The following is a 23,906-nucleotide window of genomic DNA, read 5'->3' as shown; positions in this document are numbered from 1 at the left end:
GGACTGGCACAAACATAAAAGTGGCCTGCGACGATATTGCCGAACATTGCTTCCTGGCCGGCAAGCGACCGCTCGTCGGCCGCGACGCCGTCAAACCTCGGTCTGCTCCGCCATCTCAAGGGCATCGTCGACCTCAATGCCGAGATAGCGAACCGTGCTCTCCAGCCTGGTATGTCCGAGCAGCAACTGCACCGTCCCAAGGTTCTTCGTTCACCGGTAGGTCAGCGAAGCTTTTGTGCGGCGCATCGTGCGGGTACCCGTATGCGGTATCGTCGAGGCCAATCGAGGCGATCCAGCGGTGCACCCAGCCGGGCATATTGCCGCGTCGACAGATGCGGCGACGTATACACCCGGCTCGGGAACAGAAAATCCGCCGCCTTCAGTCCCCGCGCTTCGATCCATGCATCGAGGCTCTCGCGGGTCTGTCCCGTCATCTCGAATTGCACCGGCCACCGGGTCTTCTGCTGACCTGACCTCTGCCTCACGCGATCCGCATGTGCAGCACGAGCGCGGCGGTCGGCACCGCACGGCCCCAAAAACAGACAGTCAGTCTGGCGAGACCCGCTACAAACTTTTCAGAAGATTGTCGATTTTCGACCGTCAGCTTCGTCGTCAGGTTATTCACACCCAAAGGATCTCCCATGAAATACCTCGGCCTGGCCTACTTCACCCCCGATGAATTCGCCGCGATGGCGCCAGACGACGTCAAGAAACTGGTGAGCCAATGCCCCGCACTGGACGACAGGATGCGGGCTACCGGCAAGGTATTGATTTCCGCATCGCTTGGCGATCTGGACCACTGGAGGACGCTGCGCCCGCGCAGTGGCAAGACGCACGTCACCGATGGGCCCTATACCGAGTCGAAGGAAGTCGTGGGCGGCCTGTTCATCATCGAGGCGGATACCCATGACGAGGCGTTACGCATTGCCTCCATGCACCCGGCGGCCACGCTGGGTGAAGAAGGTGGATGGGTCGTCGAGCTTATCCCCATGGATTTCTACTGGACCCGGTGAGGGCCTGGACCCGTGTCTCAAATATGCGTTGGCGCCCTGTTCTCCTCAAACACCTTCACGGCTTCGTGAGTCATCGCGGCGATGCTACTTCCGGGCCGAGCGGCGACGCCTGTGATTGACCGTTGCTGCCAGTCGCCCGATCGACGATCAAGGTCCGCTCGTGAAGCAGTTCCGGTCATACATTGCGCTCCTCTCCTGATCTGGCTTAACACCCGACCAGGAGCCGAGCACCCGTCGCGAGTACGAGCGCGGGCAGCATGACCAACGATCCGATCTTCAAAAACTGCATGAAACTTACCTCTTCCCCCTCGCGGCGAATCGAAAGCAGCCAGAGAATCGTCGCGAGCGAGCCCGTGACCGACAGGTTCGGGCCGAGGTCCACGCCGATCAGCATGGCGTCGATCACCTGCTCGGGGCTATGCGCCTGCAATGCGCTCGCGCTGGCTATCAGTCCGGCCGGCAGATTGTTCATCGCATTGCTGCCTAGCGCGACGGCAAACCCGGACGTCGTGGCCGCAGCCAGCTGACTGTCCTGCGTCGCCCGCGCGAGCAATTGCGAGAGTTGCGCAATGACGCCCGTGTGCGCGAGCATTTCGACAAGCACGAAAAGTCCTGCAACGAGCGGCAGCACGCTCCACGAAATGCCGCTGATCAGCGCCACTGGTGACTCGCGCTCCCTGATCAGCACAACAGACGTCGTCAGGACGCCGAGCACGGCGGTGGGCAGGCCAAGCTGCAGGTCGAAGGCGGAGACGACGAGCAAGGCAACCGCCGTCACGCCGAGGCCCGCCAGCGCCACCTTGCCGTTCGCGCCCAGTTTGTCGACGGGCAGACCGGAGGCGCATGTTCCATGTAGTTCCCGACGCTGCGTCCAGCGAAGCATCACGAAGGTCGCGACGATCGACAGCACCGACGGCATGGCGAAGCGCGACAGCCACAAGCCCAGCCTTGGCGTGTGGTTCGCGTACAGCACGAGGTTGGCCGGGTTCGAGACGGGCAACACAAAACTCGCCGCATTGGCAATGAATGCGCAGATGTAAAGTAGCGGCAGTGGCTTTGTATTTGCCGTCTTCGCGGCAGCGAACACGGCGGGCGTCAGCACGACCGCGGCAGCATCGTTTGAAAGGAACGTCGTCACCACGACGCCGACCAGGTACACCAGCACAAACAGCTTGCGCGGCGAACTTTTCGCATGGTTCACCGCAAGTACCGCGATCCAGTCGAACAACCCTTCGCGGCGACCGAGCTCGGACAGCAGCATCATGCCGACGAGAAACAGATACACGTCGATGCCTTTGCCAACCGCCTGCAACGCGAGACTGACCGGTAGCAGTCTGAGCGCGACGAGGAGCACGGCGCCGGCTACTGCCCAGATCGCTTCGGGCCAGCGAAACGGACGTAGCATGACGCCCGCAGTGGCGGCAAACGCGATGCCCCACGAGAGGAAAGCCGGATTCATGTAGCGAGCGAGCCAGGGTCAGCGAGATCGCGGCGAACGCCGCAAACCTTCTTCAGCGAGGTGCCAGACAGCAGCCAGAGCGCGAGAGAACCCGTCGACACGGTGCCCAGCACGAGAAATGCTGCCGCATAGCCGAAATGCTCCGCAAGCACACCACCCAGCGCGGGACTTAGCGACGCACCGATGCCCTGCACGGTCATCACCATGCCCTGTCCGACGTTGACGCGTCCGGTGCCCTTCAGAAGCCGCACGACGAGTGCGGGCACAACCACGCTTTGCAGCCCGGCGCCGATGCCATCGAGCCCCTGCACGGGCCAGACTCCCCAGCCTGTGATGAACAGTGCCGCGACCAGCCCGCGCAACGGCAACGCAAGAAAGGTAACCAGCATCACACGCCAGTATCCGAGGCGCTGGATCAGCCGGTTCGCGAAATACGCCGCGACAATCATCACGAGTTGTGCGACCACGATGGTCTGCGCGGTGAACGCGCTCGGATTGCCCTTGTGCGCGGCGACAACGGCAAGGCCATAGAGCGGTAGCATCGCTGCATTGCCGAGGTGAAACATTGCGAGCGAGGCAGACAACAGCAGTAGCGGGCGGCAGGTCGCGAGCACACGAAAGCCGCTCGCCTGCTCGTGCTCCAGCGCGGACGATGTTGCGGCGAGTCCCCGCGCGCTGTCGTGATCGATCGAATCGCGAGGGATCAGCAGCGTCCAGATGACCGAGAGTGCACCGAAGGCGCCCGCGAGCGCGAAGACCGCGCCGAATCCGTAGCGCCAGCCGAACCAGCCCGACAGGGCGGCGCCGGCGACATTGCCCGCGTGATTGGCCACCTGGTTGCGACCGAACTGTTGATCGAAACCGCGTTCATGGACGATGCCAAGCGTCACCCCTGCCACTGCCGGCCCGAGCGCGGCGCCTGTGACTGCCGTGAGAATCTGCGATGTCGCGACCATCCAGTACGTATGCGCCACCCACAGTACGAGTGAGGCAAGCGTCGTCATCACACCCGCCACGACGATGACGCCGCGCTTGTGACGGGTCCCATCGATGAGCGCGCCGGCCGGCGAAGTCGCCAGCAAACCCGCGACGCCGCCCAGCGTCATCACCGTGCCGATCGCCCCGGGATGCCAGCCCTGCGCCTGCAGATAGACACCGAGAAATGGCCCGATGCCCGCCTGCACATCGGCCATGAAAAAGTTCAGGGCTTCGAGTGCGTACCGGGGGTTCATCTTCCGTTTAACCTTCGTGGCTGAGGAAAGCGATCTCGTCCACTTCGATGGTTTTCCCGTGCCGGTTCGCGATGCCGCGTCCCCACGCATGGACGTGCGCGCCCTGCGCGAGGTAGGCCGCCAGTTCGGCAGCAGCATGCGCAGGCATGCGCAATGACGTGCCATTGTCGAGCAGCGCGCCGCGCAGCTCGCCCTTTGGACCATACAGCGACAGCACCACTTCGCCGCTCGCCTGCATCGGCCTGCGAGCCACACCCGGCTGGTGATGTCTGTCACCGTTGTGATGCGGGCCTTCGTCGAGAATGACCTTGCCTGTCCCCGTCGTGACCGAGACGGCTGCGATCATGTCCGCGCTGCGCGGCTTCACGCCACGCACGCGGATCTCATCGCCCGCCGCCACGTGTCGCACGATCTGCCGCGACAGGTGCGGAGGAAAGTGAACCTGCCGCTGTTGCCGCGAGCCGAGCACCAGGCCATCCAGCTCGCCGTGCGGGTTCAGGAGGAAACGCGTTACCGTGCCGCGTGTTTCGGGAAGGCTGTCCGGATCGATCCAATGCATGTCGTAAATCCTTTCTTGCTGGTGATTCAGTTGGCTGGTGACGCAGGGGCGTGACTCAGGGGGCGGGTGGCAAACGGGCGTAGAGCCGTGTCAGGTTGCCGGGCGTCCCGAATGCCGTTGCCTGCAGTGCGGTGCCGTACTGGTTTCGGGTGCCATAGCCTTGCGCCGAGACCTTCGCGCCGGTTTGCACGAGCGCTGGAAACTGCTGGGCTATCGGCGGCGTGAGCTTGATCACGGTGCCGTCGGCGAGGATCACGCCGTCCGGTTCGCCGCGAGGGGCGGTCGTGACGTGCGCCACCTGACCCTGCACGCTCAGACGCGACAGCGCCGCGCCGCGCAATTCACGCGGCAGCGGCTGCGCACCCGCCTGCGGCGGCTGATCCACCAGTTGCTGGCCGCTTCGTGTGCTGGTGATGCGCTGCGCCGTGAGATTGCCGGCCGCATTCCGCCATCCGCTGACCTGCACGTTGTCACCTACGCTGACCATTGAGGTGAGCTGGGTGCCCATGTGCGGCGGGAAATGCACGAGTGCGCCGTTGCCCGTCAGAAAGCCGTCGACATCTCCATCCGGATTGGTGAGAAAGCGCGCGACGGTTCCCTGCGCGCTGACGGCAACACCGGCGTCAGCGCGCGGATCGCCTTCCAGTGGTGGGGGCGGCGCCACAGGGGCGATCCCCGGCGGCGGTCCGGATGGCGTCGCGCCCGTCGCGACCGGTGGCGGAGGCGGAGGCGGTTCAGGCTGGGCCTGTGCTGCACAGCCACTGCTCGCCACGATGAGCGCCGCACCGCTTATTGCGCTCAAGACATGCGCGGCGGCGCTGTGGCCTGAATACTTCGACATCCCTTGCATGGTCCACTCCTTCGATTGACGTGGAGCTTTTTGCAAGGCCTATGCCATGGTTAAAAGGCCGGTCCGCCCGGGCAGCGAAGCCCCGGCGCAGAACCGCAGTGTCAAACAAACGGACAGGCTCTGTCCGTTTTCCCGACACCTGCGCGTCGTCAGGCGTCCGGGGCCGAGTCCGGCAGCCCAAGATTCGCCAGACGCGTGTAGAGCGACTGACGGCTGATGCCGAGGCGGCGCGCAGCTTCCGCGCGATTGCCAGCGGCGAGTGCCAGCGCACGGGTGATCAGTGCACGTTCAAGCTGCGCGAGCGCATCGTTCAACGGTAGGTCAATCAGGCTCGCGGGAATTGCGTCGGCGGCGCCCGTCGCCGGATCGAACAGGAAGGCGAAATCGTCGCGGGTAAGTAGCGAAGCTGGCGCGAGTGCGCTCGCACGTTCGATCGCATTGGCCAGTTCGCGCACGTTGCCCGGCCAGGCGAAGTTGACGAGCAGGCGCTCAGCTTCCGCGGACAGATGCTTGCGCGCAGACTCATCGGGCGCAGCGAGGGCAGCCAGAAAATGCTCCGCCAGCGGCAGGATGTCGGCTACCCGCTCCCGCAATGGCGGCATGTGCAGCGGAATCACGTTCAGCCGGTACGACAGATCCTGCCGGAACGTCCCGAACGCGACCATGGCCGTCAGGTCACGATGGGTCGCCGCCACGATGCGCACGTCAACCACGATGGTCCGGCTGGTGCCGAGTGGCGTGATCTGCCGCTCCTGCAGCACGCGAAGCAGCTTCGCCTGCATCGCCAGCGGCATATCCCCGACTTCGTCAAGAAACAGCGTGCCGCCGCTGGCCTCTTCGAAACGACCGCGCCGCTCGGCATAGGCACCGGTGAACGCGCCCTTGCCATGTCCGAAGAGCTCGCTTTCGAGCAGGTCCTGCGGAATCGCCGCGCAATTCACGGCGACGAACGGGCCATTGAAACGCGCTGACGCACGATGCAGCACACGGGCAGCCACTTCCTTGCCGGTACCCGTTTCGCCCGTGATCAGAACGGTCGAGTTCGTGCCGGCTGCACGGCCGAGGCGCTTCTGCACATCGCGCATGGCTTCGCTGATGCCGAGCAGCTGCGGCTCACGCGAGGGGGGTTCCCCTGCGAACGCCCGCGCCTCTTCCGGTGCCGGCGCAGCGGCGCGGGTCGCAACAATGCGCTCGAGGAGCGCGGCAATCTCGCCGCGGCCGACCGGTTTCGTCAGATGCTCGAAGGCACCGAGGCGCATCGCGCCAATCGTGTTATCGCTTGTCGCGTACGCGGTCAGCATCACCACCGGCACCTGATGGAGGCCCGCTGTATTGCGCAGCGATTCGAGAACCGAGAGACCATCCACGTCCGGCAGCCGGAAATCGAGGAAGATACAGTCGGGTACCGGATGCTCGCGCAACAGTTCGAACGCCTGCCTGCCCGAACACGCCTCGAGCGGTGTGTGGCCAAGGTCGTGGACGGTTTCCGCGAGACCGTCGCGAAAGGCGTCGTCGTCGTCGACAATCAGGATGGTCGCCATGGTATATCGATCACAAAACAGGTCATATCCGGTTCCTCCGCGAGCCATGCGCGGCCACCATGGACCGACGCGATCTCGCGTACCACGGCAAGGCCAAGCCCGGATCCGTTGGGCCGGCCCGTTACGAATGGCTCGAAAATGCGCTGGCGTTCGTTCGCACTCACGCCAGGGCCATCATCGATCACTTCCAGCCTGAGGCGTTTGCAGTCGTCCAGTGTTGCAGCACGCGCGCGGACCGTTACGTTTCCGCCTGGAGGTGCGTGCCGCAGCGCGTTGACGACCAGATTGTCGAGCGCCCGGGCAAGCTGTGCGGAATCGAAAACCGGCCGCGTCGGGCAGGATTCGACTTCCACCCGCAACGAGATACGCCGGTTTTCTGCGCTCGCTTCGTGCGTACGGACGACATCGGCGAGCCACCCGGACAGGTCGACCTCCTGTGTACGCACAATCACAGGCTGCGTTAGCGCGAGCAGGCTCGATAGCTGCGCCTCGACTCGCCCCACCTGCCCGATGATCGTTCTCAATGCAGCTTCGCGGCGTGCCGCGTCGCCTGCGAGTGCGTTTTCCGCCTTGAGCCGCATGGCCCCCACCGGATTGCGAATTTCGTGCGCGATCTGTGCGGCCATCTTGCCTAGCGCGCTGAAGCGTTCAGCCTGTGCGAGTTTGTCGCCCAGTTCGTTCGCCTCTCGCTGAAGCCGGTCCGCACGTTGGACATAGCGATTAAGCGCATCGACGATATGGTCGAGGTCGCGTTCACCGAGATGCCCGATCTGCCTGTTCTGCTCGAGTCTGCCGTCCGGTGCGAGCGACTGTTCGAGCCGGGTGAGATTGCGCTTCCAGCGCCGAAGCGTCAGGGCGAGCAATAGCGCCAGCAAGACGATGACCGCGAGTACGCCCGCCAGGAAGGTCGCGGCGCGCTGACCATATGGCCCGAGTGGCGCACGCGCGCGTGCGAGCATCCATGCGAGCAGACCGGCGTGATGCGGCACCGGGCAGGCAACGGCGATCACCGCATCGGCACCGCTCGCGACGGCGTCGGCGTGCAGCTGGCCGGTGTCGGCGACGTTTCGCAGTGTGCGAAGAATGAGCGGCGTCTCGGCCTCAGGAATGTCACGCTTTATGCCGCTTCCCTCGTAGGTTGGGAATGCGTAAGCGAGAAAGCCGTTCGCTGCACCGGGCGCAGGTGCAGAAGTCCAGAAGCCGCCTTCGATACCCTCCTTGCGAATCAGCACGAGATCGAGCACGGCATGCATGAGATCGATATTGGCTTCGCCCGGCCGCTGCATCGACAGGTCGTAGCGCGACGCGACCGCCGTACAGGTCGACACCGCCTGCTGCTTCGCGTCAGCGACGCGCTCTCCGAGGGCTGACGACAACATCAGCCAGACGGCTGCCGTCAGCAGGCTGCACAGGATCGCCACGAGGATCCACAGCGCGTAGAGCTGTGTGGAGAACGACGGTCTGGGCATGGAGTAGCTGAAAGGAGACTGGTGAGGATAAGGAATAGCAAATTTCCCGCCAGTACTGGCTGCAGACGCAGTTTTCTGCGCCGCCAGTCTGGCGCGCCCGGCGACCGTCCTGAGGAGGCCTTTTTAACATGCGCATTGCGAGCCGCAGAGGTGGAACACGTCAGGCCCGGCCCCGGGAACCTCTCCCGGGGCCGGGCCCGATGTCGATCCGCGGTGCTTGCCTCGGGGGTTCCATCATGATCCTGTCTCAGGCCGATGGGACCCCGGAGATCGTCGTCGGAGTATGGGTCTGGCCATGTCGCTTTCACCGTCGCAACAACGGGAAGGCGAACAGGAACGATCGAAATTAACCTGCCACCCCGGCCTGATGTGCGCACGCAGATGGATGGTCGCCCAGGCGAGCTTGCCGCGGTCGACCAGACTGAACGCCAGGCGCTGCACTGCCGGCCGGTCCGGGGAACACAACGTCGCCGGCATGGCGGGCGTCCTTTCACCGCTCGGGTCCGATGTCGGGACCATGTGGCGGAACAGCGCCGGCCGGACGGTCGCACGATACCTGGACGGACTTGCTGCGTGGCTGTCCGGAAGGCGCTCGCAGGGGCTTCAGCGCGGGCTCCGCTACGGGCACCACTGCGCCCTTCAACCGCGCGTCGGTCGCGCCTGCGACACGATCCGGTTCGACCTGTTGTCTCTCGCGCACAACCGGCATGGTTCGCACAAAATCCACGATGTCCATCGCCATGTGGCGGTCGTCTGCCCAGGCCGACTGCGCCAGTACCCGCGCGAGTTCGTGCCAGGCGACAAGCGTCTGGCCGTGCACTTCCCATCGACGGCGCTGTTCAGCGGCATCGGCAACTGTACGCCAGTCGCGAGGGACTTCACCACGTGCCAACATCTGTGTGATCGCGTAACTGTGACCGCGTCGCGTCTCACCGCGTACACGTCTCGGTGTTGCATTGGCACTGACATCGCGCTCGCACAGCAGGCGGGCAAACTGCTGACGCAGGCGCAGGCAGTCCTGGGGGGAAAAACCGAGCCGCGCCGCCGGGCCCCTTGCCTGGATGCACAGGTGCACATGCGGATGGGGCTCGTCGTCGTGCATTGCCAGCACATAAAGCCTTCCGTCACTGAACTCGCCGGCCGCGAAGGCGCGCGCCGCATCGTGCACAGCCTCGCGGTCAGTACCTGGTGGCATCGACAGCGTCAGACTGACGGTCTCCCGATGCCGGCTTTTCTCCGGAATGCCCCAGCCCGCGAAGCGCCAGAGGTCAACCAGATCGTGAAGTGCGTCACGACCGGTGATCACCTGTCCGTCCTGATCCTCCAGCCCCAGCGCGCCATCACGCGAGATGTAGCGCAGGTGCCTCGAGAGCGCTCTCATTCCCTGCGCCTCCGATGCCTTGCTGGCTATCCTTACGATTACCTCCGGAGCCTTCCCCAGCGTGCGCGCGATCCGCTTTCGCATGTGCAGCGCGTCCTTCTGCAGCAGTCCTTTCCCGAGTCGCGAGGCCTGGGCATGCCGCAGTGGATCGGGAAAGAGCCGTTCGCCCCAGTGCACGACCATCCGGTCAATATCGTCTTCGGGCAATGACATGCTAGCGGCTCCATCGATCAAGACTGGCGCGCAGGATCCGGGAAACTGTCTGCAGGTGTTCACCAATCATTTCCCGCAGCCCCTCCAGCTCACATTGCGCGTTTGCGGTATCACCGGTCCTCACGAGTGCCCCCAGCCTCATGCGGATCACGGCCAGCTGCTGGTTCGACTCCGCAAGGAGCCTGAGTTCTGCCTCGCCTGGCTGTGGCTTCCGGGACAGATTTGCCCGAACCAGCGCAATGATCCAGCGATGAGGAGCAAACCCACCCACCCGTGCGCGGTGCACCACGCCCTCGAACTCCTCCCGGGTCAGAGCGACCTGCACCCGCCTGAAGCATTTCCCGTTGCGCGGAACGTCAATGTCTGGAAGCTCGGGTTCGTCCCCGAGTTCAGCATGGATCAGTCGCCGCACGCCCTCCGATACGCTCAGCCCATGCCGCGCGCACCACGCGCTCCACTGCACCTTCATCGGACCAAGTTCCACGGATATCAGCATCTGCCTCACCATTTCACACCTCCAGCAACGCGGGTGACGCTGGTTGCATACGCACGCGTCCCGGTCCGGCGGCAAGCGTGCGTTCCGGGGCGCAGGTCGCAGGCCACCCACCCAGGTACCCGGACAACCGTTTGCGCCCTGGCTCTGAACCCGGCTCGCCCCGTTCTCCGCCAGATATACAGGGTTCGGCTTCGTTCACACACCATCCCGTCCGGGTGAGGACCGCCGGTTCGTCGCGCATGCTCAGCGCTCCGGCACATCCTGCGACCCGTCGCGCACCTGCCCGTGGGTACGTGCAAAAGCCGCTGCCCGCGCTTCGCGCACCCGTATCCATGACGCGGTCTGAAGCTGCTCGAGCGTGGTTTCAAGATCAGGCCCAAGCCCCATGTCGCGGGCCGACTTCTTCAGTGAGGCAACGGTGCGCTCGAGCTGGTCGCGCGCACGGTCCCACGGATAGACCTTCGGCTGCACGCCGTCGTAGGCGACCTGCACATCTGCGCCATTGAGCCGCTGGTTTTCATCCATCCAGCGAAGACGCCCGGAGATGAACTCCATGCCGGCTTTCGCATGGAATACGACACTGCGGGTCGACACTTCCTGGATCACGTAGTGCTCCGTGCTGTACACCTCGCCCCGATACGGGCCGCCGTTGACACGCGGTGTGGCCATGCGGACCTGCACGCCGAAACGATGCTGCGCAAGCGCGCGGGTCTCGGGCGGTACCGTATCAAGTCCGTACAGCAGTTCACCCGCCTCGCGGCGCACCGGACCATCCTGCGCCGTGAGAGCCTGCCCGTGCACGTCATGCACATCATGCGCGTCGCCATGCGGGCGGACGTCGTCTGCCGTGTGCGCCGTCGCGGAACCATCCTGCCCGGGCGCCTGATCAGGCTCGCCCCGCTGTCCGCTCTCCTCCCCACCGGAGGCCTGCTGCTGACCTGCGCGCAGCCGCAAAGTGCGCCGCTGCCCTGCCGGTGCGGCGTTCCCTGTCTGCTGTGTGTTGTCGCGTTCCATCGCCCTGCCCTCCATTGGTCTGTCTGCCGTCATGGCTGCGGCATACTGCCGCCCCGGGCCGGCAGCGGCACCCGGGGGCTGCTTCTGTTCTGCGTACACCGCGTCCCGCAAAAGATCGCCGACCGCGCGCAGCCCCGAGAGCACGGCCATGTCGTTGAAATCGGTTGGAACTGCACCTGCGATACGTGCCTGCGGCGCGAACCGGGGCATGGCGAGCGCAGCCGACACAGCCTGCGCCGCCCTGAGCGCAGCCTCGTGGCCAGCACCCGACTCGGCGAGCACCAGCAGTTCCGCCTGCGGGTACCGGGCGCGCCATGCGGCAGCCACGCGCGCGAGGTTGCCTGCGGAAAGCGCCGCGACACACATCCAGCCGGTCGCCTGCCACGCGGACAGCGCGGTGGCGACGCCTTCGGCGATCACAATGGGTAGCAGCCTGGCCTCGTGCGTCTGACCCGCAGTGGCGATCCAGCAACCGCCCGCCTTGAGCCCGCCCGCAAGCGCGGACTTGCGGCCGTCTGCATCGATCAGCTCCAGTGTCGAGAGCGTGTCGCCGGCATGCACGGGCACCACGAGCACGCGCCCTTCGAGCGGCTCACCGGAGCTGCATGGGGGATAGCCAAGCAGCACGCGCAGCGCCTGCGCCTCCAGTTCCCGAAGCGCGGGTACAGGCGCGACCTGCTTGCGTTCGAGATACGGGTGGGCTGGCCCCACGGGCCGTGCGCACTGCCAGATCGCGCACGCTTCGCGCGCGACTGCAGCATGCCGCGCCCGCAGGCGCGCATCGTCACGGGCGGCCGCCTCGGGGCGGTGCGCCAGGCTCGCAGTCTGTCCGCCCTGACGGTCGCCCGGTCTGGCGCCCCGGGGGTCACCCTGAACGCCGTTGTATCCGGGATCGAAACCGTGCTGGCGCGCGAGCCAGAAGAGCGACGCGAGCGTCTTGCGTCCGTCCGCACCAGCCGAGCGCCATGCCGCACGCGCGGCGCGCTCGCTGTAGTTGTGCGCGGTGCGGCTCCACGCATCCCATATTCCAAAACCGTCCTCACCGAGCCCCGCTTTGACTGCAAAGGCCATCCCGATCCAGGTCGTGTAGTCTTCGGCCGGAATCACGGCAAGTGCCGCACGCACCCGGTCGGCTTCGCTGACGTGGCGGGTACTCACGGGCGTGCTCCACGCCGTGCGGCACGGTGGGCCGGGAGCGCCTGCCCCGTCGCCTTTGCACCCGTGTCTTCGGCATGCTCCCGACCGGGTTGCGTACCTGGCTGCATACCTGGCTGCGGACCCTGCTGCGAACCGCCCGGCGCGCCGGACCCTGATACGGATTCCTGTGGTCTGTGCGCCGGCTGCGCGTGCGAAGCCCCGGCAACGTCGCCACCAGGCACGCCAAGGAGTGCGAAATGTCGTTCGACGTAACGGGCGGCTTCGTCGCCGGTAATATCGACGGGATCTGCCCGCCCCTCGCCCGGCTCCCCTGCCGGGGACACACTGGCCAGGCTTGGGCCAGTCCCGTCAACATCGTCCGGTCTGAACTCACGCACGCCCAGTTCGATCCGGGCAGCGAACCCCGCAAGGTCAAGCGGCTGCACCTCAGGGGGTGGCACAAGGCGCGCGCGCAGGAGCGGATCACGCCAGTAGCAGATCCGCCCGGCGAGGACTGGCTTCGTGTTCTCGAGCAGGATGATTTCCCTGTCCTGCGGGAGCTCCCTGAGCTCCTGCGGCAGCATCAGCGGGCGTCGCTGCTCGGAGAGGCTTTCGGTTGGTCCGCTGCGCCCACCGAAGATCGAGGCGGAGCGGCTCACGCTTCGCGAGCGGTCCGTGAAGGTGCCCAGCATCTCCGAGTACTCGTTCGCATCGCGCTGCTCGCGCGGCGCATAGAGGATCTGCATCGCGTGGTTGGTCACGAAGGTTCTGGCATCGGCGTGGCCATAGACCGACTCGAGCTGGGCGACGGACTGCACGACCGAGAGCAGCCGCAGGTTGTAGCCAGCCATGTACGCGACCGCACGCGCGAGAATGCCGATCCTGCCGGGCGCAGCGAGCTCGTCCAGGAGCAGCAGGCACTGGAACTGCAGCGCCGGGTTGTCTTCGGGCAGCTCCTTCGTGTTCAGGTTCACGAGCTGCGAGAACACCAGGTTCACGAGGAGTGCCGCCTCGTCCAGGTGATCTGGCGTGATGCCGATGTAGACGGACATGCGGCGGCGCCTCACGTCGCACAGATCAAAATCGCTTGCGCTGGTCGCAGCGTCGACTACGGGATTGGCCCAGATCACCAGCGGTGCATTGAATGTCGCAAGGACGCTCGCGAGCACCCGGTCGTCGTTCGAAAGGAAGCGGTTCAGCGCATCGGTACACGCGCGGCCAACCAGTCCCTGGCCGGCCACCAGGACCTGCTGCAGATGGGCCCTGAGCGGCATGCCGTTGCCCGAGGACTGGCGCAGCACCTCGCCGATCGTCACAGGGCAGTCAGGGGCATCCGGATTGCCGGCACGGCGTGCGTCGCGCCAGCCGCAAAGGAGCAGCACGATGCCCAGAAAGAGGTTGCGCGCCTGGTCCTTCCAGAAATCGTCGTGACCGCCACCCGGATAGAGTGCGTATGCAATGGCAAGAATGTCGCCAACCCGGAAAACGCCGGTGGACACTGCCGAGAGCGGGTTGTAGCGGTGGGTCCGGCCGTCCTGGGCAAAGGGGTTGAACAGGAACACCGCGTGTCCTGCCGCGCGCCGGAAGCCGGCCGTGATCCTGAAGTTTTCCTGCTTGATGTCGAGCACCACCACCGAGTCCGGATAGGTCAGCAGGTTCGGGATCACGATGCCTACACCCTTGCCTGAACGTGCGGGAGCCGCAAGCAGCACGAAGCGCTGGCCGCGAAGGCGCAGGTAGCGCCCACGCCAGAGACCGACCAGCAGCGCTGGTCCGTTGCCGGGCGGGACGACCCTGGGGAAGGCCGGCGACACAGCCGCATCGATGGCAGGACCGGTGCGCGTGCTCACAGCAGCCCCGCCCTGCGGATTTCCGCCGTACTGGCAAAACGCGCGCTGCCGTACAGGCGCCGGCGGTTCGCGCCCGCGAAGAGCGCGTGCAGACCCGCGCCCGGCACCCCGAACGCCACCAGCAGTGCGCACAGGGCAGCGCCCGCAATGCGCCGACCCTGTCCCGGCAGACGGCCGTCATACCAGGCGAGCATGGCCTGCGGCCACAGCGCCAGTGTCGCGTGCAGTGGCGTGCGGTGCAGGCTCAGACACAGGAACAATGAGGCAAGCCAGAGCGCCGCGGCGACACCGGCGCCACACAGCAGCAGTACGACGAGCGTGCCGGCTGCAGCACGCACGTGGTACCGCGCGAGCGCAGCAGAGCTGGTGGCAGCGGTAGCGGGAAGCACGGGGCCCGCAGCGCGGACCGGGGGGAGGCTTTTCATGGCGGGTTGTCCGGGTTCATTCATGAGCGGGTTCATTCATGAGCGGGTTCGTGATGGCGTAGCGGATCGAACCAGACTGCGGACATCGACCAGCAGCGTCCGCACTGCCGGCCCGTGGCATCGTGCACGGGCATCGCCTGCATGTGCGCCACCACGTCGACGGTCATGAAGAGCAGGCGCCGCAGCGCGGCATCGCTCCATCCTGCGGCCTCGGGATGCTCCCTTGCCATCAGGGCGAAGCGCTCGATCGCAACGGTCGCGTTCGGGGCGTGATAGCTCGTGATGGAGCCGCTGTGGCCGGTGGTGAGCAGCTTGAGAAAATCGTAGGCTTCGCTGCCGCGCAGCTCGGCAAGCAGCACACGGTCGGGGCGCATGCGCATTGCGCTCGCAATCAGGTCTGCGGGGCTGATGCGGGCCTGCCCGTGGCCGCCCTTGCTGTAGACGAGATGTACGCAGTTCTCCACGTGGTGGATGAAGAGTTCGCGCACGTCCTCGATCGTCACGATGCGCTCCGTGGCGGGAATGTACCGGCACAGCGTCTTCATGAAAGTCGTCTTGCCGGAGCCCGTGCTGCCCACGACCGCGATATTCAGCCGGCTGCGCACGGCAAGCCCGAAAAAGTCCGCGAAGCGGCGCGCGCCAAGGTAGCCGGCCAGCTCCCCGGTCAGGACGTCGCGCCCTGTGTCGGGATGCTCCGCGCCCACCGGATGCTGCCAGATGGTCTGCCCGAAGAGCCCCTCGTGCGCGTGGGCCTCAAGCGTGCGCGCCTGCGCCGACGGGCGACGGATCGAGACGGAGACGGTGCGCGGTGGCACGACGGGCGGAACCACGATCTGGACGCGCGCGTCTCCCGGCAGCAGTGCCGAGAGCACCGGATGGAGCGGCGAAATCTCCTGATCGGTGAGCGTGGCGACGGCCACGGCGAACGACATCAGACGTTCGAAATCAAGCGCTGCGCAGTCGTGTGCCTGCCAGCCGAGATGGGACTCCGTAAGCACACGCTGCGGGCGGTTGATCACGAGCTCCGTCACGGTGGGGTCGGCAAGGAGCGAGGCAAACGGGCGCATCAGCTCACGCACCGATGCATCGTCAGGCAGGCACGCGCACGTGCTGAGGGCTGCGCCGGGCAGCGCGGCAAGGGGCCGTGCTGCAACGGGCTGTGCTGCTGCGTGCCCCATGCGTGCACTCATCGCAGGTCCTCCGGCTCGAGGCGGTACACCGCGCTGAAATCGAGATCGCGCGCGAGCACGATCGTGAACTGCGCGCCCTGGTTCTGGGTGAGCGTGGGCGCGATGCCGACCGTGTGGTCGAGCACGCGTGCGGCCATGCTGTTGCCCTCGCCCTGCGTGTTCTCGAACACGGTGGTGCTGGTGCTGTTGCCCCCGCGCGTGGCCAGATAGCCGATCGCATCCTGCGTCATGCCCAGCAGGAGCGCCGCGCCGATGCGCTCGCCCCAGTGGTTGTCTACATGGCCGCCCGTGCCCATGCGGCCCAGCGCATCGGCCGCGGGCGAGCTGATCTCGACACTCACTCCTTCAGGCGTCCTGATCCTCGCCGCGAGAATGAACACGCGCGACTGGCCGGTCGACAGGTTCGAGCGGTATTCAGTGATGATCTGCGAACCCCGCTCGACCAGCACCACCCGGCCATCGTCCGAATACACGTTGCGTGTCACGGTACAGGTCGCGATACCGGCCAGCGTCGAGTCGAAGGCCGTGTCACCGGCGCACTCGATCTTGGTGCCCTGCGCAAGCAGCAGGCTGCGATTGCCGGTAAAACCGGCGCGCACGCGTGGAGCACCGGTGGACACGGGTAGCTGTTCCAGGCTGTCCATTCCCTGTGCAGTGACGGGTGTCTCACCAGCCGATGCCGCCGGAGCACCGGATCGCGCAGAGCCGCCATCAGCGACGGTACCGCCCGTGACCATGGCAGCGGTCGCGCCAGCGTCGCCAGTCGAGAGCAATGGCGCGTCGTAGTAGCTGCGCACGACCGGCGGGCCGGCGTGTGCCGGCGGCAGGGCAGCGAGCGCGGGCGCCCGGGCGCCCGCCACCGGCGACGACGCCGGGGAAGCAGGCACGTCATCAAACACGCGCCCCTGAAGCAGTCCGTCCTGCACCGCGTCGCGGCGCGCCTTGACGGCGGCTTCATGGCGCGCAACGAAACCGTGTACCGTCCACACCGCTGCAGCAACGCATGCGGCCACGATGATGAGCGGGGTGACCCACCAGCTTCCCGGGCGCCCGTGCGGGTGTCCGGGTCCCCGCATGCCGCGCTCCAGCAACGCCTGTGCGGCCTCCCGCGTGTCCGCCTGGGCGTACATCCGCGCGTCCGCCTGTCCCGGCACGTCACCTCCGGCAGCCTCCCCGCTGCCCGCCTGCCCACTGCCTGCATGTCCGTCTGGCGAGCCCGTCTCATTCATGGCCGTCACTCCTGAGCGCGCGTTTCACGCCGCCGACGGTCGTGCCATCCACGGGCGGCACACCGTCAGCATCGAAGGCGTCGTTCCACAGCCCCACCACCTCACTGCCAAGCCGCAGCGCGAAGCGGCGCGCGACCTCGTGCACAACGATGATGTCGCCCTCCATGTGCCGGTCCACCACACTCTCGCTGCCATCGGCTGCCACGCGGGTAATGGCCGGAACCCGGCGATTGCCGGAGATGCGGATGTAGGTGAACCGTCCGTCATCCCAGGCGGCCGCGGGCGCAATGTCGTCCGAACCTGGTACGACCTGCATCGAATAGCTCGCGTTGCGCACGAGCGGTGGCTGGTTCATGCGCTCACGCACCAGCGCCTGCGCTGCGGCCGCCGCCTGCGTGTCGGGGTAGGTGAAGGTCACGCGGTACATGGCCTGCGTGCTGCCGGCGCGAGCATCAAGCGGGAGCACCCTCAGATCGAGGCTGTAGCTGTGCAGGTCGGTACGGATCTCCATGTTCGTGTCATGCGCGGCAAGCTGTGGCTTCAGGTAGACATCGTGGTCACCCTCGCGCGCGACGACCTGCCAGCCATCCCGGTCACCGGGCGCGACCACAAGGATGTGCTCGGCCGGGTCCAGCGCGATGTGCGTGGCAAAGCCGCGCTGCGCGATGATGCGCACCACCTGATCGGCCCTGTACGTTACCTGCCGCACGTGACTGTCGCCCGTTGCCTGTGGCAGCTGCCATGCGCGCGCGGTGCCGCCAAGCACCAGCACTGCGGCGGCGACTCCAGCGAGCTTCGCATTCATGTCATTCTCCTGCCTGGGCGGCGGCGCCAGCGGAAGCAGCTGGGGCGGCCGGGGCGGCGGAAGCCGCAGGGGTGTATTCCGGATCGCAGCTGTAGGCCGTCACCTGGAAGCCGAACGGGTTTTCGATGGCAGTGCGCTCGCGCGCGAAGACCACCGGCCGGTACGTATACGCGAGCGTGATCACGAAGCGTCCGGGCGGCTCTGCACTGTCCGATCCGTTCTTCCAGCCCGTGCGCTCGATATGCACGACTGCCCGCCCAGGCTCGTCCGGCACGAGGGTGGTGGAGAGAATCCGCACGCGCCGCTGCACGGCGACGCCGAGCCGGCTGTCAAGCGCATCCGGACCGCTGTAGATCTGGCGGTACTCACGCGCGACGCGTTCGTCGCTCATGGCAAGCACACGGTCGTAGTCCATCTGCAGCAGCCCCCGGTCGTAGCGCTCGCGCGAGCGCACGTACACCTCGATCCAGTGCCGGTCAGTCACATCGCGCATGGGTATGTGCTGCGCATCCAGAACATCGATCACCTGGGCCTGACCGGTGAGCCGGTCAACCTCGAGCGGCAGCGGCACCACGCGGTAGAACGGCACCATGACAGCCAGCGCCACGACGCTCAGGATGCTCACCGCAGTGGCCGCGCCGGCGACATACCAGGCGCGACGTTCAGAGCGCTCCTGCAGGTGCGTGACTGACACCTCGAAGTCAAGCGCGCGGCGAAAGCCGGAGTCGTCTGTCATGGCGTGCCCGGCTGCGATCCGCCCGGGCCCGGTGGCACCCGGTTCACTGGAACCCGGTGCAGGCCGTCTGGCAGCACAGGCTTCGATGGCTCATCCCCGCATCCGGTCAGGATAACTAACTGGACTGCAAGTACCACACACAGGACATTCTTCATGACCGCTCCTCAGTTGCCGAACGTTGCCGGGACCATCTGGTCCTGCAGGCGCGTGGTGGAGCCGGCCCGCCTGAGCACGAGTTCCTGCTGCTGTTCGGCGGTCAGCCGGTCCTCGGTGTCGGCGAGCATCCTGAAGAGCTGCAGCTTCGTCATCTCTTCGCCCACCGCGGTGCTCTCCGACTGGATGCGCGCCTGCAGCTCGGCAATGCCTTTGGGATCCTGGGTCACATCAATCTGGCGCGTGAGGCTCTCGATCTGGTCGAGTTCGGAGAGCTCGGTCTGGTAGGCCTGCTCGCCGAAGGCCTTGTCCTGGAAGGGCTTGTTCAGTGCGCGCTGGCACAGCTGCCTGTCAACTCCGCTCTGGTCATCGCAGTCATAGGTGTCGGAGGCGGAACGCAGCGTCTGCGCGCTGCCGGTGAGTCCGGCATAGCCGCCCTTCTCGATTGCCGAGTAGACATCCTGCCATCCGGCAGGCAGCGAACCGGCAACGACGGAGTCCGACAGCAGCGCGCCAAATCCACGCGAGCCGGAAAGCGACTCATAAAGCTGCAGCTCCTGCTGCACCTGCTGCCTGAGCTGGCTGACCGCGGCAATTGCCTGCAGCACGTTCTGTGCGTCGTAGACGGGCAGCCCCTGCGCACGTGCGCACTGGATGCTGCAGGTGAGTACGGCTGTCGCGAGCGCAGTGTGCGCTGCGAATACATGGCGTCCTGTCATGACGACTCGCCTCCGGTGTGATCGGTCCATCCCGCCAGCTCGCTGTGCGCCGCGCGCTGATAGGCGGGGACATCGCTACTGCCCTGCGCTGCGCTACCTGCTGCTGCGCCTGGGGTGCCGCCCCTCGCGCCTGCGCCACTGATGCCGGCTCCTCCACCGGGCGTGCCCCGGCGCGCGCCGCCTGCACTGCTGCTACCGGCTGGCTGCCCTGCGTGGCCCGCACGCATCGCAGCACCGATGGCCCTGACTGCCTGGCGCGACGCATAGCCTGCGATGAACGCTGCCGAACCCGAGAGCGTCGCGCCTCCCGTGAGCCCGGCTGCGACACCTGGAAGCTGCCAGCCGACGGCCGCGAGCAGCACGGCGCTTGCGAACATCCCAAGCCCCGCTGACCAGGACGCCGCGCTGTCCAGTGCCGTCCTCGCTGCAGCGGCCAGCGCCGTGGCGTTCGTGTCCGGTGCGGCGCCTGTGACGCTGAACGGTGCAAGGTCAGCGGAGAAGGCAGTGAGCGCCATGCCAAGGAAGGCGGCGATGAGCACCTGCAGCAACGCATAGTTCGCGACCTTCGCCACCCACGCGTCGAAAAAGCGCACGCCCGGGCCGAACGCGCCGCACGCAATGAACACGGGCCCAAGTCCGAGCACCAGATCGAGCAGCATCCTCGCCATGACGACTTCAAAGGCGAGCACGATCAGGAAAATCGAGGCCCCCAGCGCGGCCACCAGCCCGCAGATGAAGTCACCCACACCCGCGACGATGCCGCTCACACTGAAGCCTTCGTGGGTCGCCTTGTCGAAATACGCGTCCATCACGAGATCGACCTGCCTGTCGTAGCAGTCAAGCGTGTCGTAGATGGTGCTCGCGCTGGATGCCGTCACGCTGTCCGCGCTCACCGAGCCGCAGCCGGTGTTGCCCGCACCGGCACTGGCTGCCGCACTCACGATGATCTGTGCGAGTCCCGAGGTCGTGTCATCGATCGCGGTGACGAGCTGGTCCTGATAGACACCGGTGCCAAGCGCAAAGGCGAGCATGATGGCGACCTTCAGGCCGCGCCAGGCGAAGGCCGGCACCGGTTCGTGCACATCGCCCCGCATGACCGCGAAACCCCAGGCCGTGACCCAGAGACCGAGCGCAGCACTCACCGGGGTCACCAGCGCACTCGAGAGCGCCGAGGAGACGCCCGTCACATAGGTCGACATGCCGTTCTCGAGCGTGCCGCCAACTGCGGAAAAAAGTCCGCTCACCTTTCACCTCCTGGCGCTCGTGCCACAGGACCCGACCCGCGGACATCCGCATTGCGGCGCCTCGCGAGCCCGGCATGAAAGAGCGGCAGCCATGCCGCAGGATCATCTCCGACCTGCGCACGGATGGTGTCGAGAAGGGCAACGTTGTCCGTGGTTCCCGAGAGCACGTCGAGCACATCACCGAGACCCGCCAGATCGAGCCGTCCGACAGCCGAGCGGTGTCCCTGCCTGACCAGGAAGAGGCGGCTTGCCTCGCCCATCGAGCGCACCATGCGGAACTCGGCCTCGCTCAGCTTGAAGCCATGCACATAGTCGTCGTGGTCCGCGCGCGGGTTGGGCAGGAAAAAGAAGGTCGCCGTCTGCTCGACAAGCGCCCGCGCGATGTCACTCTGAAGCACGTCGGCAGGTGACTGGGTGTCGAAGATGCCCAAGCCGTTCTGCTTGCGGATCGTCTTCTGCCGGTTGTTTGCAAAGTCCGCGAACACCGGATCCGCGAGCCGTTTCCAGAATTCGGTCATCACGTAGATAAAGCGCCGCCCGTCGATGAGGCGCCCGGTCAGGTAGAGCAGGTACATCGTGACGGGCGTTGACACCTCGGGATCGTCGAGCAGCTCGGTGTCGTCAAGTCCGAAGAGGTGGCCGTGGCTGAAGTCGAGCGCATCGGCCGGGTTGTCCAGCACCCAGCCGAGGCGCCCGCCCGCGCACCATTTCGCCAGACGTGCGTGGAGACTGTTTTCGCCAACGGCAGGCAGCAGCTGCCGGAGCATCGACAGGCGCCGAAGCGGCCGCTCCATGCGCGCCACCTCGCGCACCGCGCGCGAGATCTCAAGCTCTTCGCGTGCGCCTGGCTGCGTGCCGGTGTCCACGAGCCTGCGCACCAGCCGCTCCCAGAAATCGACCACGGCCGCATCCGGTTCGAGCTGGAAAGGATTCATGCCAGTGGGCTCGCCCCGGCGCAGCACCGTGTAGCGGCCACCCATCGCGCGCACGGCAATCTCGGTGCCGCGGTCCTTGTCGAAGACGACCGCCGTAATGCCGTGTTTCATCGCCATCGCGAGGAGGAACAGTTCCAGCACGGTCTTGCCCGCGCCCGCCTGGCCAATGATCAGCGTGTTGGCGAGCGCCTTCTCGTCACCGGAGTCCTTCTTTTCGGGCGTGGCGTGGAAATTCAGGTACAGCGGCTGGCCGCTTGGCGTCTTGACGATCGTGATCGCCTCGCCCCATGGATTGCCGTCGCGCTTGCCCGTGGCGAAATTGTGCAGGCTCGCCAGAGCGCAGAAATTGCGCGAGGTGAGCTTCGCCTCGCGCGGCCGGTAGCGCCAGTTGCCAGGCAGCTGCGCAAACCACGCAGCATCCGGCACGAGGTCAACGAGCGCGCTCTGGAAGCCGGCATCGGCCAGCAGCGTACGCGCCCGGGCGACGTGCCGCTGCAGCTCGCCAGGCGCTGGCGCGAGCACGGCGAGCGAATAGTGGTATTCGCCCAGCACGAACGCGCCATTGATCAGCTCGTCAAGCGCCAGGTCGATGGCTTCGACCTGCGAGACGGCAACGTCCTCTCCTGCAATGAGCTGGTTGCGCTGGCGCTCGAGCGCTTCCTTCGCTCCCGGGCGATCGAGAATGGTAAAGCTCTGCGTCTCGATGTATTCGAACTCACCGTACAGCAGCCCGTTGAGCATCCCGGCCTCGGTCTGCTCCGGATAGTCCTTCAGGTCAAGCAACGCGGCGTAGCGCGTCGCCGTGGGCGTGCGGATCTCGAGATTCTCGCCATGGAAGAACAGACGCGAGGTCGGCAGCGCCGCAGCAATGCGTCCGGCCGGAAGCGGGACTGGCTCCCACGCCGCGTTGACCAGATAGCCGAGAAATTCGAGGGCCGCGGAAAACCGCACGGCCTGCCGTGTGCCGGACTGCGGCGCGGTGTACACGCCAAGCGCGTGCGGGTCCCACGGCCTGAGCGCTGACTCGATCTGCGCACCAAGCTCGTTCATGACTTTCAGTGCTTCGTGCTGTTCGCGCCGGATGTCGGCCAGCGTGCGGCGGGCCGCCTTTCCGAACAGGCGCGCAAGCCGTGTGCGGCGCGGGCGGTACACGACGCTCAGATACAGCTCGTTGGCCATCATCCGGTAACCCTCGAAACCCGCGTAGTAGCGCCGGGCCAGCTCCTGGCAGAACGCGTCCGGATATGGGGTACTGAAGCGGTCAGTCATGCGCCGGCGCAGCCGGTGCGACCACAGCCCGATGTGTCCGCCAGGCAGGCTGCGCACAAGCTGGTTGAAGCTCTCGTGGCGCACCAGTATGTCAGCAGGGTCAGCGGCCTCGAACGCGATCCCCGCGATCTTCCAGACGCGCAGGTAGTCGCCCTCGCGCGTGCGGATCACGTGCTCACTCACGTGAGACGAGAAAGGCACGAAATCGGCAAGCGGCACTTCACGCTTCGCAATGTCGATCAGCTTCGGCGCTGGCTGCATGTCACCCTCTCCTCTTTACGGCAAGCGGCACATATGCGTGTGCCCGCCAGTAGTGACTGTTGCGCTGGCGCAGCGTCATCCGCAGGCGCAGGGCGTGCTGCGCGAGACGCTGGTCGTCGTGGCGGGTAACCACGCGCATCGTCAGGAAGACCGGCACGATGAGCAGCACGACCGAGACACCCGCGACCGGACTCACCAGCAGCACCCAGATGGAGGGGACAAGGATGCCGCCACCCACTGCCACGAAAGGCACGAGCGGCACCCCCCAGACCATCGCGGGCCGCGTGCATCCCTTGAAGACCGGATCACTGAGGGCATTCACGACATGCCTCCGTTCGCGCTCAGCTCGACGAAATGAGCATGGCCGCGATCACCGTCGCGCAGCCGACGAACAGACCGCCGATAAACACGTTTGCGATGTCGCCAAAGCGCGCATGCTGGAACATCATCTTGAAGCCCGCCCAGATGATCGAGATCGAGCATACGACGCTGCCCACGCCAAGCAGGGTGCTCTGGATGGTCGTGAGCAGCGTGCTGACCTGCGAGAGCTCCGCGTGGGCGGCAACAGGCAGCCCAAGGACCGGCAGCGCAAGCACGGACAGCGCCAGACGTACACGCCATGTCCGCAGCCACCGGGTCCTGAAGCCCGCACCTGTGGTTTTCCCATGAAATATTTTTCGCAGTCCTGATTTCATTATCGGCTCCTTTCCGGATTGATGGCGCTTT

At 66.1% G+C, this 23,906-nt stretch carries 22 protein-coding genes and 1 pseudogene; 1 reads left to right on the top strand and 22 read right to left on the bottom strand.

The genetic code is table 11. The features are described 5' to 3' along the window. Positions 1-90: 90 nt before the first annotated feature. Both DVS29_RS37825 and DVS29_RS37305 read right to left on the bottom strand, forming a co-directional pair. Positions 91-467: pseudogene (locus DVS29_RS37825) on the bottom strand (tyrosine-type recombinase/integrase); the annotation flags it as partial. Between the two features lie 14 nt (positions 468-481). Continuing rightward, a complete protein-coding gene (locus DVS29_RS37305; RefSeq protein WP_164707913.1) occupies positions 482-643 on the bottom strand; it encodes a hypothetical protein in 162 nt (53 codons plus the stop codon). On the opposite strand from DVS29_RS37305, the gene DVS29_RS14690 reads away from it, so the two are divergent. Continuing rightward, positions 642-1,013, top strand: coding sequence for a YciI family protein (locus DVS29_RS14690; RefSeq protein ID WP_118181191.1), 372 nt, complete (start codon positions 642-644; stop codon positions 1,011-1,013). The two genes, DVS29_RS37305 and DVS29_RS14690, sit on opposite strands and share 2 nt — an antisense overlap. A 205-nt stretch (positions 1,014-1,218) precedes the next feature. Here DVS29_RS14690 and DVS29_RS14685 read toward each other — a convergent pair whose 3' ends face one another. From DVS29_RS14685 to DVS29_RS14590, 20 genes are all read right to left on the bottom strand, one after another. Continuing rightward, the gene (locus DVS29_RS14685; protein ID WP_118181190.1) at positions 1,219-2,472 is read right to left on the bottom strand and encodes an arsenic transporter; all 1,254 of its coding nucleotides are present in this window, start codon (positions 2,470-2,472) and stop codon (positions 1,219-1,221) included. Continuing rightward, positions 2,469-3,704 (bottom strand): MFS transporter, encoded by a 1,236-nt coding sequence (locus tag DVS29_RS14680; RefSeq protein WP_118181189.1) that lies wholly within the window; start codon positions 3,702-3,704, stop codon positions 2,469-2,471. The genes DVS29_RS14685 and DVS29_RS14680 overlap by 4 nt, the downstream gene beginning before the upstream one ends. Before the next feature lie 7 nt (positions 3,705-3,711). Beyond that, positions 3,712-4,263 (bottom strand): hypothetical protein, encoded by a 552-nt coding sequence (locus DVS29_RS14675; protein WP_118181188.1) that lies wholly within the window; start codon positions 4,261-4,263, stop codon positions 3,712-3,714. 55 nt (positions 4,264-4,318) lie between these two features. Further along, positions 4,319-5,113: a hypothetical protein gene (locus tag DVS29_RS14670; RefSeq protein WP_118181187.1), complete on the bottom strand. Its 795-nt coding sequence runs from the start codon at positions 5,111-5,113 to the stop codon at positions 4,319-4,321. Between the two features lie 149 nt (positions 5,114-5,262). After that, on the bottom strand, positions 5,263-6,654 hold the full coding sequence (locus tag DVS29_RS14665) for a sigma-54-dependent transcriptional regulator (RefSeq protein WP_118181186.1): 1,392 nt from the start codon (positions 6,652-6,654) through the stop codon (positions 5,263-5,265). Next, entirely contained in the window at positions 6,639-8,123 is a 1,485-nt protein-coding gene (locus DVS29_RS14660) for a sensor histidine kinase (protein ID WP_118181185.1), read from the bottom strand. The genes DVS29_RS14665 and DVS29_RS14660 overlap by 16 nt, the downstream gene beginning before the upstream one ends. Positions 8,124-8,613: 490 nt before the next feature. Then, on the bottom strand, positions 8,614-9,717 hold the full coding sequence (locus tag DVS29_RS14655; RefSeq protein ID WP_118181184.1) for a relaxase/mobilization nuclease domain-containing protein: 1,104 nt from the start codon (positions 9,715-9,717) through the stop codon (positions 8,614-8,616). Position 9,718: 1 nt separating this feature from the next. Then, on the bottom strand, positions 9,719-10,213 hold the full coding sequence (locus tag DVS29_RS14650) for a plasmid stabilization protein (RefSeq protein ID WP_124800640.1): 495 nt from the start codon (positions 10,211-10,213) through the stop codon (positions 9,719-9,721). A 243-nt stretch (positions 10,214-10,456) separates the two neighbouring features. Beyond that, positions 10,457-12,385 carry a PriCT-2 domain-containing protein gene (locus DVS29_RS14645; protein WP_118181182.1) on the bottom strand — a complete coding sequence of 643 codons (1,929 nt, stop codon included), beginning with the start codon at positions 12,383-12,385 and terminating at the stop codon, positions 10,457-10,459. Then, positions 12,382-14,190 (bottom strand): type IV secretory system conjugative DNA transfer family protein, encoded by a 1,809-nt coding sequence (locus DVS29_RS14640; protein WP_420816108.1) that lies wholly within the window; start codon positions 14,188-14,190, stop codon positions 12,382-12,384. Before DVS29_RS14640 ends, DVS29_RS14645 begins: the two co-directional genes overlap by 4 nt. A 20-nt stretch (positions 14,191-14,210) precedes the next feature. Beyond that, on the bottom strand, positions 14,211-14,639 hold the full coding sequence (locus DVS29_RS14635; RefSeq protein ID WP_240655610.1) for a hypothetical protein: 429 nt from the start codon (positions 14,637-14,639) through the stop codon (positions 14,211-14,213). Between the two features lie 32 nt (positions 14,640-14,671). Next, on the bottom strand, positions 14,672-15,829 hold the full coding sequence (gene virB11 / locus DVS29_RS14630; protein WP_240655609.1) for a P-type DNA transfer ATPase VirB11: 1,158 nt from the start codon (positions 15,827-15,829) through the stop codon (positions 14,672-14,674). Next, the gene (virB10, locus tag DVS29_RS14625) at positions 15,826-17,058 is read right to left on the bottom strand and encodes a type IV secretion system protein VirB10 (protein ID WP_240655608.1); all 1,233 of its coding nucleotides are present in this window, start codon (positions 17,056-17,058) and stop codon (positions 15,826-15,828) included. The genes virB11 and virB10 overlap by 4 nt, the downstream gene beginning before the upstream one ends. Then, positions 17,051-17,863, bottom strand: coding sequence for a TrbG/VirB9 family P-type conjugative transfer protein (locus tag DVS29_RS14620; protein ID WP_118181177.1), 813 nt, complete (start codon positions 17,861-17,863; stop codon positions 17,051-17,053). The genes virB10 and DVS29_RS14620 overlap by 8 nt, the downstream gene beginning before the upstream one ends. Before the next feature lies 1 nt (position 17,864). Continuing rightward, positions 17,865-18,599, bottom strand: a complete 735-nt coding sequence (locus DVS29_RS14615) for a VirB8 family type IV secretion system protein (RefSeq protein WP_118181176.1) — start codon at positions 18,597-18,599, stop codon at positions 17,865-17,867. A 164-nt stretch (positions 18,600-18,763) separates the two neighbouring features. Continuing rightward, complete coding sequence (gene virB5 / locus DVS29_RS14610; RefSeq protein ID WP_118181175.1) at positions 18,764-19,471, bottom strand: P-type DNA transfer protein VirB5; 708 nt, start codon at positions 19,469-19,471, stop codon at positions 18,764-18,766. Continuing rightward, positions 19,468-20,715, bottom strand: a complete 1,248-nt coding sequence (locus tag DVS29_RS14605; RefSeq protein ID WP_118181174.1) for a TrbL/VirB6 family protein — start codon at positions 20,713-20,715, stop codon at positions 19,468-19,470. The genes virB5 and DVS29_RS14605 overlap by 4 nt, the downstream gene beginning before the upstream one ends. Beyond that, positions 20,712-23,180 carry a VirB4 family type IV secretion/conjugal transfer ATPase gene (locus DVS29_RS14600; RefSeq protein ID WP_118181173.1) on the bottom strand — a complete coding sequence of 823 codons (2,469 nt, stop codon included), beginning with the start codon at positions 23,178-23,180 and terminating at the stop codon, positions 20,712-20,714. Before DVS29_RS14600 ends, DVS29_RS14605 begins: the two co-directional genes overlap by 4 nt. A gap of 1 nt (position 23,181) precedes the next feature. Next, complete coding sequence (locus DVS29_RS14595; protein WP_164707912.1) at positions 23,182-23,502, bottom strand: VirB3 family type IV secretion system protein; 321 nt, start codon at positions 23,500-23,502, stop codon at positions 23,182-23,184. A 19-nt stretch (positions 23,503-23,521) separates the two neighbouring features. Beyond that, complete coding sequence (locus DVS29_RS14590) at positions 23,522-23,875, bottom strand: TrbC/VirB2 family protein (protein ID WP_118181171.1); 354 nt, start codon at positions 23,873-23,875, stop codon at positions 23,522-23,524. Positions 23,876-23,906: the final 31 nt, after the last annotated feature.

Source organism: Paraburkholderia phosphatilytica (assembly GCF_003443895.1).
GTDB lineage: Bacteria > Pseudomonadota > Gammaproteobacteria > Burkholderiales > Burkholderiaceae > Paraburkholderia > Paraburkholderia phosphatilytica.
The sequence above is the reverse complement of the archived record's forward strand: the minus strand, read 5'-3'. Positions and strand labels throughout refer to the sequence as shown.